General features: G+C 52.2%; 12 protein-coding genes. 9 read left to right on the top strand and 3 right to left on the bottom strand.

Features of this window, described 5'->3' with window-relative positions; all coding sequences use genetic code 11:
* Positions 1–30 precede the first annotated feature (30 nt).
* Positions 31–882, bottom strand: a complete 852-nt coding sequence (locus KNP85_RS00670) for a DUF3800 domain-containing protein (RefSeq protein WP_021067230.1) — start codon at positions 880–882, stop codon at positions 31–33.
* 353 nt (positions 883–1,235) lie between these two features.
* Between KNP85_RS00670 and recU the strand changes: the two genes are divergently transcribed.
* The 8 genes from recU to KNP85_RS00630 all read left to right on the top strand — a co-directional run bounded on the left by recU (position 1,236) and on the right by KNP85_RS00630 (position 9,988).
* Positions 1,236–1,832, top strand: coding sequence for a Holliday junction resolvase RecU (recU, locus tag KNP85_RS00665; RefSeq protein WP_029595649.1), 597 nt, complete (start codon positions 1,236–1,238; stop codon positions 1,830–1,832).
* Between the two features lie 21 nt (positions 1,833–1,853).
* On the top strand, positions 1,854–4,478 hold the full coding sequence (locus KNP85_RS00660) for a transglycosylase domain-containing protein (RefSeq protein ID WP_214800823.1): 2,625 nt from the start codon (positions 1,854–1,856) through the stop codon (positions 4,476–4,478).
* 90 nt (positions 4,479–4,568) lie between these two features.
* Positions 4,569–5,129 (top strand): hypothetical protein, encoded by a 561-nt coding sequence (locus KNP85_RS00655; RefSeq protein WP_251136173.1) that lies wholly within the window; start codon positions 4,569–4,571, stop codon positions 5,127–5,129.
* A 14-nt stretch (positions 5,130–5,143) separates the two neighbouring features.
* Positions 5,144–7,393, top strand: a complete 2,250-nt coding sequence (locus KNP85_RS00650; RefSeq protein ID WP_021067234.1) for a DEAD/DEAH box helicase — start codon at positions 5,144–5,146, stop codon at positions 7,391–7,393.
* On the top strand, positions 7,390–8,547 hold the full coding sequence (locus tag KNP85_RS00645; protein WP_214800821.1) for a ribonuclease H-like domain-containing protein: 1,158 nt from the start codon (positions 7,390–7,392) through the stop codon (positions 8,545–8,547). Before KNP85_RS00650 ends, KNP85_RS00645 begins: the two co-directional genes overlap by 4 nt.
* Complete coding sequence (locus KNP85_RS00640) at positions 8,544–9,089, top strand: SLOG family protein (protein ID WP_021067236.1); 546 nt, start codon at positions 8,544–8,546, stop codon at positions 9,087–9,089. The genes KNP85_RS00645 and KNP85_RS00640 overlap by 4 nt, the downstream gene beginning before the upstream one ends.
* Before the next feature lie 5 nt (positions 9,090–9,094).
* On the top strand, positions 9,095–9,394 hold the full coding sequence (gene gpsB / locus KNP85_RS00635) for a cell division regulator GpsB (RefSeq protein WP_021067237.1): 300 nt from the start codon (positions 9,095–9,097) through the stop codon (positions 9,392–9,394).
* 18 nt (positions 9,395–9,412) lie between these two features.
* Positions 9,413–9,988 (top strand): NERD domain-containing protein, encoded by a 576-nt coding sequence (locus KNP85_RS00630; protein ID WP_021067238.1) that lies wholly within the window; start codon positions 9,413–9,415, stop codon positions 9,986–9,988.
* 118 nt (positions 9,989–10,106) lie between these two features.
* Here KNP85_RS00630 and KNP85_RS00625 read toward each other — a convergent pair whose 3' ends face one another.
* Positions 10,107–10,400: a hypothetical protein gene (locus KNP85_RS00625; protein ID WP_021067239.1), complete on the bottom strand. Its 294-nt coding sequence runs from the start codon at positions 10,398–10,400 to the stop codon at positions 10,107–10,109.
* Positions 10,401–10,495: 95 nt separating this feature from the next.
* Between KNP85_RS00625 and KNP85_RS00620 the strand changes: the two genes are divergently transcribed.
* Positions 10,496–10,744: a hypothetical protein gene (locus KNP85_RS00620; protein WP_021067240.1), complete on the top strand. Its 249-nt coding sequence runs from the start codon at positions 10,496–10,498 to the stop codon at positions 10,742–10,744.
* Positions 10,745–10,779: 35 nt separating this feature from the next.
* Here KNP85_RS00620 and KNP85_RS00615 read toward each other — a convergent pair whose 3' ends face one another.
* Entirely contained in the window at positions 10,780–12,312 is a 1,533-nt protein-coding gene (locus KNP85_RS00615; protein WP_353048892.1) for an FAD-dependent monooxygenase, read from the bottom strand.
* Positions 12,313–12,350 lie beyond the last annotated feature (38 nt).

Raw genomic sequence — 12,350 nt, 5'->3', positions numbered from 1 at the left:
CTTGCCGAATGATGATCGGCAAGGCAGTTTTTAGTGATTCCACGGATGGTCGCTCCATTCGCGGCGCTTTTTCGTAATCGGTACTTTTTTGAATCCCCAGTTGCGGAAATCTTGGTCAGGACTTTCTTTACGAATGTAAATCTTGTCCTTGATGGCTTTGAAGATGCGGTTCTCATCCCCATAATGGACGAACCGTGGTTTTACTTCGATGACGCCGCGACGCACGCGCGAGAGCGGGAGGCAGACGAGGTCAGCGATTTCGAGACCCGACTGATACACCGTGTTCTGCTTCTCTGAAAAGATGAAGCCTTTGATTTTTTGACGGCTCTTCTCGACGTCGAGATGGACCGTCCCCGAATTGAAGATATCGAAGAACGCTTTTTGGATGAGCAAGTTCTGATAGTCATCCCGTGACTCCAAGACGACGCGGGCGCTGACGGCTTCCGTCTCTTCCAAAAACGCATAGAACGACTTCATCAAGTGAGCGAATGCGACGACGTACGGGTCTTTCGGTGTCGAGTAGAAGTCATGGAGCTTTTGTTTATCGACCTCGACGCTGACGATCGTACAGTCGATATCGCGCAAGAAATCAGGCAACTTGTTCCAGAAATCACGAAGCATATCGATCGTGATGCCGTCTTCTTTCCCGTACGGATGCTCGGCTTTTAAAATCTCTTTTAAATGGAGCGGGATATTTTCTGTCTTGAACACGTCGCGTTTGAAGGCGTGTAACCGACGTTTCAATTCGCAAGGCATGCCGGCCTCGTCGGCATCAATTGCATATTTATATTCCATCAATACGCCGGTCAGATTGAATTGCGTGTTCCCCTTTGGTGTTCCCGTCTCATCGACGAACATGACATACTTCTTTTGTGTTTCCATCTTACTCCTCCAACCATGGCTCTACTGCTTATAAAAGCGGGCCTGCTAATTGTTTATCAACCTTGGGTTACACTATTTATTGCACACTTTTTAGAAACTTCCGTCAATCTGCGTTTAATCCGCCCTGATTATGGCTAATAAGTAGAAGACTTATTTCAGAAAAATAAATAGCTTCTCCGTAACAAGGTCGTGTCAATTTGACTACACAATGCACTACATACTAGTTTAACATACGGGAGTTTGGTACGATATGGATTGCGGAAAATCCACACAGGAGTCGAGCGACAGAACTCGACAATCAGACTTCAGACGGAAGGAACGGCTGGGCGAACCTGTTAAACTAGATATTAGGGGTGACGACATTGTTCCATTATCCAAACGGAAAAAAGCCGCAACCTTCGGCTGGGCCGGCCCGATCGAATCCGCAGACGTATGCGAACCGAGGCATGAACCTCGAGACGCTGCTGAACGACACGAACGAGTTTTATCGGCTCCACAGTCGGGCGGTCATCCATAAGAAACCGACGCCGCTGCAAATCGTGAAAGTCGATTATCCGAAACGGAGCGCGGCGAAAGTAACCGAAGCGTATTTCAAGCAAGCATCGACGACCGATTATAATGGGGTGTATCGCGGCAAGTATATCGATTTCGAGGCAAAAGAGACGAACAATAAAACGTCGTTTCCGCTCGGAAACTTCCACGACCACCAAATCCACCACATGCGCGAGTGTGAGCGGCATGGAGGGATTTGTTTTGTCATCATTCGGTTTAGCCGCTATAATACGCAATATGTGTTATCAACGGAGCAATTATTAGTCTGGTGGGAACAGCGCGAATCAGGACGCAAGTCGATTCCGCTCTCCTATATCGAGCAAGAAGCAATTGAAGTTCCAACCCGGGCGATGCCGGCCATCGATTATTTGACGGCGATTGAAGCATGGCTCGATTGAAATAGAAGGAGTGAAGCGTGAATGGAACGAAGTCGGATGGCACGTCGACAAGACACGACGACCAATAAACGTAAACCAGCGGCCAAAAAGCCGAAACCAAAAGCGAAGAAGTCGAAGTTTCGACGCATAATAACGATTTTAGGGATTTTATTCATCATCGGCGTCATCGCCGGCGGCGCATACACCGCGTATGCGATCGCGACAGCACCACCGCTCGATGAAGAGAAATTGGTCGATACGTACCCGATTCAGCTGTTATCGGCTGAAGGTGAACCGCTCGAAGAGAACGGACAGATTCGCGAGTACGTCTCGATTGACGATATCTCGGAAGTGATGCAACAAGCGGTCATCTCAATCGAGGACCGTCGTTTCTATGAACATAACGGGGTCGACTTGCGTCGCATCGGCGGCGCCGTGCTCGCGAACGTGACCGACGGCTTCGGGGCCGAAGGCGGTTCGACGATCACGCAACAGCTCGTCAAGCAGTCGTTCTTATCAACGGATAAAAAGTTGAAACGGAAACTGCAAGAGCAGTGGCTCGCCATCAAACTTGAGCGCGAATACACGAAAGAACAGATTTTAGAGATGTACTTGAACAAGAACTATTATGGTTCAGGGGCATGGGGTGTCCAAGCGGCTTCGAAGACATACTTCAATAAGCCGGTCTCGGAAGTGAACTATCAAGAGGCGGCCATCTTGGCCGGTCTCCCGCAACGTCCGAGCGCCTATGACCCAATCAGTGGTGACCAAGAGCTCACGCGTTACCGTCAAGAGCAAGTGCTCTCTTCGATGAAGCGTGACGGTCACATCACGGAAGAACAATACAATGAGGCGCTCGACGTCGAGATTGCGGATATCATCTCGCCAGGCGCCCAATCTGAAGAAGAGTCGTATACACGTTCGATTTACGCCCGCGTCCAGGCCGAGCTCGAGGAAGACTACGGTCTCGAGCAGGCCGATATTTACGGAACAGGCTTGAAAGTGTACACATCAATAAATAAAGACTTGCACACGAAGTTCAATAGCGACATTAAGAACGATAACGTCAACCTTCCAACAAGTGAGTTCCCAGAAGATCTTCGTATGGGGGCGACGGTGTTGAATACGAAGACGGGTGAAATCGTCGCCGTCATTGACAGCGAACAGGCGAAACAAGGCGATAAGAACTATCGCGACTATTCGCGTGAAAAACGCCAAATCGGTTCCACGGCGAAGCCGTTCTTCGATTACGGTCCAGGGATTGAGAACGCACAGTGGTCGACTGGGAAAATTTTGATGGATAAACCGTTTCCTGAAGATGAGTTTAACCCGAAAAACTATTACTTGGATTACCGCGGTGCCAACACGATGCGCTACTACTTGACGATTTCCGGTAACACCCCGGCCGTCCGTGCCTTCTATGAAGTGCGTGATGAGTTCGGTCAAGAAGCGATTCAATCGTTCGTCGAGAACGTCGGCATCGAGCCGTCGATGTCAGGCGACGAGATGAACGCCTCGAACGCACTCGGGACGGCGGAAGCAAGCACGACGCAAATGGCAGCCGCCTATGCCGCGCTCGGAACGAACGGAATGTATACGAAACCGCACTTGATTCAAAAAATCGAGTTCAATGACGGCTCAACCATCAACTCGCCGATCAAAGCGAAGCAGGCGATGGAAGACTATACGGCGTATATGTTGACAGACATGCTCCGTGACGTCGTCAGCGGTTCGAACGGGACGTATGAGCCGGGCGCGTTCCCGTGGGATGTTGCCGGTAAGACCGGGACGACGAACAAGGACATGGACAAATGGTTCACCGGCTATACGACCGATTACTCGATTTCAGTATGGTCGGGACGTTCCAGCGCCACACCTCAATCGGTGATGGATCCGAACTACGCCCAGTACTACTTCGAGTATATGATGCAAGAAGTGACGAATGCGACGGGACAACCGGACCGCTTCCAGCAACCGGAATCGGTGCTCTCGCTCGGCAATGAGTTGTACGTCAAAGGGACGAAACCGAAAGATTTACAGCCGGATAAACTGGCCGCTCCGACCGGCGCATCGATTGACTATGATGTGCCAGGTGAGACAGGCACACTCTCGTGGTCGTATGACACACAAGGAGTACAAGCCGCTGGCTATCAAGGTCTTTCTTTCACCGTGACGGAGACACGTCCGGACGGTAGCGAACGTGTCGTCGGGACGACCGAAGACACGAGCATCGCCATCGCCGGTCTGGCGGAAGGGCAGACGACGTTCACGATTGTCGCCAACGCGACGAATGCGCTCGTCGGCGATCAACAATCGAGCCCGCTCCAAACGTCTTACACGGTCGAACGAGGTGAAGAGCCTCCGGCCGAAGAGGAAGAAGAGCCAGCCACGGAAGAGACGCCGCCTGAAGAGGAAGGCGAACCGACCGATGGCGAAAATACTGAGAACAACGGCAATAACGAGAATAATGAAAACAGCGAAAACAATGAGAATAACGGCAACGACACGAACACCGAAGACGAGAATACGGAACCACCGACCGAAGAAGAACCACCAGCCGATGAGACTGATGGGGAAGCGGATTCGAACGGAGACGTCAGCCGTCAATCGACAGACTCGAATGGCCAGGGTAACGGCAACGGGAATGGCAACGGTGGTCGTGACTAAAACCGACTCACAGGAAACAGGGCGACATCAGCGCCCTGTTTTTCTGTTTCGTTTGCTATAATGAAAAGAAAGCGAATAGGATGGTGACACATGGTACAACTCTCACTGAAACGCAAGATGAAAGTGTTGTTTGTGATCGACCGACTGCAAGACGATGATTTAGGTATTCCGTTACACGGTATCAACGGCTTGAAAATGAGCCGATTGCTCGTCGAGGAGTCGATTCCGTTCGGACGTTTGATTGATGATCAAGCTGTGGCCGAAGCCAGTGGCCATCCTTATTTGAAACGAATCGGCGTCGAGACGATGTTCCTCGGCGACGAAACATTCTATCCAGAACTTCTGCGGGGCAAGCGTCAAGCGCTCGCGACGCATGAAGATTATCATAAAGCGGTGCAGCGTTACACGAAACACTTGCAAGCCGTTCATTCGAAATGCACGAAGCTACATACCATCGTCTTGTTCGGACGGTCGACGCAACGGTTGTATGACGATGCGATCATTCGACTCGAAGAAGAGAATGGACATGTTGCCGACGCCTTCAAAGAAATGGATGTGCTGCGTTTACCTGCTGTCCATCGGCTCGTACGCGATGAACGGATCGGCGAAGTGAAAGCAATCGTGGAGCGACTCGCACCTTCGAAATCGTAAAGAAGGTGAACCTCATGCGGAAAAAACGTTCCGTGGAAGAAATGATCCATACGCTCAAGACCGACCCGGGCTTTTCTCAAAACGTGACACATTGGCATACAGTCGAGGCGAAACCGGCCCGCTACGCACCGATTCCGTCGAGTGTGCCGCCAGATCTTGTCCGGGTGCTGCATGGCCGGGGAATTGAACAACTGTACACCCATCAAGCCGAAGCAATCGAGCAGACGTCGCGTGGGAACTCGACGGTCATCGTCACACCGACCGCATCCGGGAAGACGCTCTGTTACAATCTACCCGTCCTGTCGAAAATGATTGAACAACCGAACGCTCGGGCGCTCTATTTGTATCCGACGAAGGCGCTCGCTCAAGACCAAAACAGCGATTTGATGGAGATGGTCGAAGCGCTCGAGGGCGACTTGCGTTGCTTCACTTATGATGGCGACACGGCACCGGCAGCCCGAACGAAAGTACGGGACGCCGGCAATATCGTCATCACGAATCCAGATATGTTGCATTCTGGCATCTTGCCGCATCATACGAAATGGATTCGCTTGTTCGAGAATTTGGAGTATATCGTCGTCGATGAGCTTCATACGTATCGCGGCGTGTTCGGTAGCCATGTCGCCAACGTCTTCCGCCGCCTGAAACGGATTTGCGCCTATTACGGGAGTCATCCGAAATGGATTATGACGTCGGCGACGATTGCCAACCCGGTCGAGCTGGCTGAACTGTTGACGGAAGAAGACGTCGTCCTCGTCGACAATAACGGGGCGCCACAAGGTAAGAAGCATTTGATTTTCTATAACCCGCCCGTCGTCAATGAAGCGCTCGGCATTCGCCGGAGCGCGACGCTCGAGACGAAGCGCATCGCCTCAAAATTGGTCGAGGCGGACATCCAAACGATCGTCTTCGCCCGCTCACGCGTCAGGGTCGAGGTGTTGTTGACGTATTTACAAGAATTGACGCGGCGCGAGCTCGGTCCAAAGTCGATTGTCGGGTACCGAGGCGGTTACTTGCCGTCGGAGCGTCGCGAAATCGAGCGCCGGCTCCGTAACGGGGAGATTAAGGCCGTCGTCTCGACGAATGCGCTTGAACTCGGCGTCGATATCGGCCAATTGCAAGCGTGTGTGTTGAACGGCTATCCGGGAACGGTCGCCTCGATGTGGCAACAAGCCGGCCGAGCCGGACGCCGTCATTCCGAGGCGCTCGTCATCTTCGTCGCCTCATCGTCATCGCTCGACCAACTCGTCGTCGAACAACCCGATTTGATTTTAGACCGGTCTCCGGAAGCGGCTCGTCTCGACCCGAACAATTTAATCATCCTCGTCGACCATATGAAATGTGCCGCCTTCGAACTGCCTTTCCAGAAAGGGGAGCGGTTCGGCACGGTCGAGACGGAAGAGATTCTCGATTTCTTGACGGACGCCCACATCTTGCACGAACGGGCCGATAAATATTATTGGATGACTGATGCGTTCCCGGCCCATGACATCTCGCTTCGGACGAGTGACCAAGAGAACGTCGTCATCGTCGATCAAACCGCGAAGAACCAAGTCATCGGTGAGATGGATACGTTCAGCGCGATGACGTTGCTCCACGACGAAGCCATCTATTTACATGGCGCCGAACAGTATCAAGTCGAACGTCTCGACTTCGAAGAGAAGAAAGCGTACGTCCGACGCGTCGACGTCGACTACTATACGGACGCCAATTTGGCAGTCGAATTGAAAGTGTTGGAAGAGAACAAGACGACCGGCGTGAAGACGTTCGGGGAAGTGTCGGTCATCGCGATGGCGACCCTGTTCAAAAAAATCAAGTTCGGGACGCATGAGAATATCGGTTCCGGACCGATTCACTTGCCAGAGCGGGAACTTCATACGACCGCGACATGGTTCACGCTCGACGAACGGTTCGCCTACTCGGAAGCCGATATGGAAGACCAGCTCGAGGCGGTCAGCGATCTGTTGCGACGCCTAGCCCCGCTCTATTTGATGTGTGACACGCTCGATCTGTTCACGACGATTCAAATGAAAGCGACCCATACGAATAAACCGACCGTTTATTTATATGACCGCTATCCGGGCGGCATCGGGCTGAGCGAAGCACTTTATCGCGACGCCGATGAGGTCTTGGATGCGGCCATTCGAACGGTCGACGATTGTCCGTGCGAGAGCGGTTGTCCGCGCTGTGTCGGAATGATCGGCTACGGTGACTTTAAACAGCAGGTCGTCAGACAGTTGCAAGCATTGAAAGGAACGATATGAAAGCAAAACTATCACGACTCATTAAAACGAATGAACCGAAACAGGTGACCGTGACGCCGGACGACGTTGAACAGGCGAAGTGGCGCGAGCGCGGCGGAGAGATTTTGACGTTCGAACAAGAGTGGTGCGTCCGCTTGAAACAGATTTATCCACTCGATGAGACGTATCATGACTATACGTTCGCAGAGGCGAAAGCCTCGCTCGCAACATCGACCCATCCGTTCTTTCAAGTCGATGTCCCATCCGAACAGGTATTGTTCATGGACACCGAGACGACCGGGCTTCGCGGCTCCGGCACCTCAATCTTTTTAATCGGCTTCGCGCGCTTCCAAGACGATCATCTGGAGATGAGTCAGTACGTGTTGCCGCACCCGGCGTTCGAGACGGCGTTCTACTATCACTTCTTGAATGACATCGGCGACGAGGTTCGTTTCGTGACGTATAACGGCAAGTCGTTCGACTGGCCCCAAATCAAAACAAGGCATACGTTCGTCCGTTCGAAAGTGAAGGCGCTCCCGGCCGTCGGCCACGTCGATTTGTTGCATGCCTCACGTCGTCTGTTGAAACCGACACTTGAATCGGTCTCGCTCAAAGCGGTCGAGGCCCACTTCGGTCATGCCCGGACGGACGACATGCCTGGCTTTTTGGCGCCGATGCACTATTTTCAATACGTGAAAGAACGGGAACCGGATATCATCCAGCCCGTCATCGAACACCACCATGCTGACTGTTTGAGTCTAGTCTCACTTTATAAACGTCTCTGTCATCTCGTCGAAGCCGATGAAACGCCGTTTGGGGAAGAGCGGGCCCACTGGTTGAACGATCTCGGTAACGCCGAGGCGGCGCTTCAAGAATATGAGCGGCTTGAACAACCGACGAAACGTGCCTTGATGCGTCAAGCCCTGCTGTTAAAACGGACCGGCCAGATGGAGCAGGCGTTGCCGCTGTTCGAACAGGTCGGTACGGTCGAGGCATTCGTCGAGTTGGCGAAATATGCCGAACATCATCAAAAAGACATCAACCGAGCCATCACGTTCACCGAGCAGGCGCTGACGCTCTCGGAACGGAAAGAGACGGTACTTCGACAGACCGCCTTGACCGAGATGCGGGCACTCCGTCATCGGATGAATCGGTTAGAAAGGAAGCGGTCATGAAAGTTGTCGCCATCACAGGATATCGTCCACATGAGCTCGGCATCTTCAAAGCCGACCATCCTGGCATCGATATCATCAAAGAAGCTTACGAGCGAAAAATAATGGAAGCAATCGAGCTTGGGGCCGAATGGTTCATCTTTAGTGGCACGAACGGTTGTGAATTGTGGGCTGGAGAAGTATTGTTAGAGTTAAGAGAATCTTATCCAATCAAAATTGCCGTGTTTCCACCTTTTTTACAGATGGAAGAGAAGTACAAGCCGTTTGAACAAGAACTGTTCATCCGCTTGCAGCTCGAGGCTGACTTTTTTGAACCGCTGACCCAACGTCCGTACGAGGACCCGAGCCAATTGCGCGCAAAAACCGCCTTCTTTTTGGACAAAGCAGCAGGATTAATCACGCTGTATGACGAAGAGACGGGGGGAAGCCCTCGTTTTCTCGTCGAAGGGGCTAAACGAAAACACCAGATGGAGTTATTCTTGATTACACCGGAAGAGTTACGTGTAATCGAAGAAGAAAAACAATGGGAACAACATTGGGAGTGAAAATCATGCAGACCGAACTAACAGCTGAAGCCATTTATAAACAAGAATTCAAAACCGCCCTCCGTGGCTACTCACAAGAAGAAGTCGACCAGTTTTTGGACGTCGTCATCCGCGATTACGAGAAGATGACGAAAGAAATCGAACGGTTGCGCCAAGAGAACGAGTCGCTTCGTCGCGGTTCGAACGAACAAGCAGCAGAACCGGTCAAACCGGCCCAGCCTGTCGCGTCGAACTATGACATGTTGCGACGCATCTCGAATTTAGAAAAGGCCGTCTTCGGAAAACAGGTCGGTCCAAGCGAATAAAGGGAGGAGGTGGAGAAGATGTTACAAGTATTGACGGCCGTCAAGAAAGAACCTGAGAAACGACAGACGAAAGGCTTGTTCCGCACGAAAGAAGAAGTCATCACACCACCGAAATCGTACACGGACGAGATCGTCGAGATCATTCGTCATACATGTCGCTTTGATTGGATGATGATTGAACACGTCCAGCTCGGCGATGACGTGCTCGATTATGTGTTGGTCGGACCGAAGGGCGTCTTTTTAGTCCGCATCAACCGGACGACGTCGGCCGTCCATATGACGAACCGAGATTGTCGTCTCGAGACGCCGCTCGGTTGGAAAAACATCTATCCGCATCCGATGGAAGAACTTGAGCGGATGACGAAGCACGTCCGGAGTGTCTTGAAGAGGCAATGCGGACAAGCTGTTCCCGTCACGTCATTTTTAATATTCCCGGAGACACCACGTCTCAAAGTGGAACGCATCAAAGCGAACTGTGCCGAGACGTTCGATGTGATTGACGATGTCATCACGAAGACGAAGCTCGAGCTGTTGTCTGAGGCGACGATTAAACATATCGCCTACTATTGCTCGGAGCGGCAAGTACATAAATGAAAATGGCGCTGAAGAGTCAGCGCCATTTTCATTGTGCCCGGTCGGACAAATACAAAGGCTGCAGACGATGTTAATGTCTACAGCCTGACACAACGGCGCTGTAGTTTAAGCGCCGTTTTTATTTCAATAATTGTCGAGCCTTCTGTTCGTCTTTGCGATGGACGAACAAGGCGACCCGGTCGTCCAAGTTTTTGGCGAGCGGGCGGAACAGGCGGCCGGTCGGTAAACCGTGCTCGACGCGACACGTGATGCCTTGTTCTGTTAAGTACGTATAGTCGTCAAGTAGCGCCTCGCCTTGTTTGCCGAACGCCTCACCGAAGCGGACCCACTGCAAGTTGCGGACGGCGCGGATCGAGACGAGCACGACGAATGTGATGCCTAAGACGATAATTAAAATAGTTTCCAAATTCAAAGCGTTCAACCCCTTCTTTACATAATTTTAAGGGCGCAACCGCTTGAAAGCAACAACGATGGACCGGTATACTCAAAAGAAAGTGGGGGATGACTATGAAAACAACGATTCAATCGCGTCGCGAAGCCGTGACGCTGCTAGAAGACAAGCACGTGCTCTACATCCGCATCCATAACGGACAGACCGGGATGATCAAACAGACCGATGATGGCATCATCGTCGCAATCCCGAATGAAGAGACGGACAAAGTCGATTTTCGCAAGTTGGAAGATATCGAAGCGTTCGAGGCGTTTTATGACTTGACGCTGTCGAAACCAGGGACGCTTTATTACAATCAAGCGTAAACAAAAGCTCCACTCAAATCCGAGTGGAGCTTTTGTTATGGGGACGGCAACCAAGCTGTCATCGTCGCTTGTAGCGCTTCCGGGCGAAGGTGCCGCTGCTTGTGGAGCAGATAACCGTCTGGACGGATGACGAGGACGCCGCGTTTCATGAACAGCGATTTCGCGAGCTCGTTGCCTTGATCGAAGAAGGGACGGCTCGTCTTCGACAGCGTGATGATTTGGAAGAACGATTGATGGTCGTTCAAATAGTCATACAACGCGCTCGCGTCCCGTTTATCGTCGTCGAGCACGAGCACTTGGAAGCGGCCGTCGGCGACTTCTGAAATCTTCGTGCGGAGCCCGTCGTCCGTCCGGATAATCTCGATTTCCGGGAAGATTTTGCCTTCGGTGACGCGTAAGAACGGGACGCGGGAATGTCCAGGATACGACAAGTGTAGCTGGGCAATCCGTTCCGTGATTTTTTGGTTGATGAGATTGACGCGCGTAAAGACGTCGGCGCCTAGTGCTTGGAACGGCAGTAGGACTGGGAGCGTCGTCTGCAACACTTCGGTCGCCACGTTCGTCGTCTGCAGGACGTTACGGGCCACATGTTCGCGCTCATCGCGATATGAATCGACGACGCGGAACGGGGCACCCGCCTTCAAATGAAGCCACAGCTTCCAGCCGAGGTTGAACGAATCGGCGATGCCGGTATTCATCCCTTGTCCGCCGACAGGTGAATTGATATGGGCGGCGTCACCCATGAGAATGACGCGATTGTGAATGAATGAGTCAACCATGCGGTTATGGACCCGGAACAATGAGAACCATTCGACCTCGTCGATTTCGACATCCATATGGCTGCGCTGTTCGATCAACTCACGCAATTCCGCCTCGTTGAACGACTCATCGCTCGCGAGATTGCCGGTGATGCGAATCGTGTCGTCCGTGAGCGGGAAGACTTCCAATACACCGCGGTCCGAAAAGAAAATATGCACCTCTTCACGCGAGATGTTCCATTTAGCTTTCATGTCGGCGAGCACCCACGATTCCTTAAACGATTTTCCGCTGAATGGCAGAGCGAGCATGCGTCGAATCGTACTGTTCGCTCCGTCGGCCGCCACGACATATTTGGCCTCGATTGTCCGGTTTGAGTCTGACTCCAAATGTGCGAGCACACGAGACGGGTAATGTGTCAGCGAAACGAGCGCTTCCCCACGCTGGACGTAATGCCCGTGCTCGTTTAACGCCGCCTCGAGAATTGCTTCGGTCTCGTTTTGACGGAGCAACGTCACGAACGGATAGGGCGTGACGAGACGGGAAAATTCGAGCTTGGCCGTCCATTGTCCTGAAAAATATAGATTTCCTTTCTCGATGGTCCGCGCCCGGTCGAGCACTTCTTTGGCGACATCGAGACGAGAGAAGACTTCAATCGTCCGCGGTTGAATCCCGATGGCGCGGGAGTTGTTCGACGGTGTCGTCTTGCGATCGATGATTTCAAATGAGATTCCATATCTGGCTAACGTCAGCGCGAGCGTGAGTCCGGTCGGGCCCGCCCCGACAATCAATACATCAACTTGTTTGTCCACCACATCTACCATCTCCTATCATTAATAATGATATTTCC

It is taken from the genome of Exiguobacterium sp. s194 (assembly GCF_018618275.1).
GTDB lineage: Bacteria > Bacillota > Bacilli > Exiguobacteriales > Exiguobacteriaceae > Exiguobacterium > Exiguobacterium chiriqhucha.
This window is presented reverse-complemented; position numbering and strand designations above follow the sequence as displayed.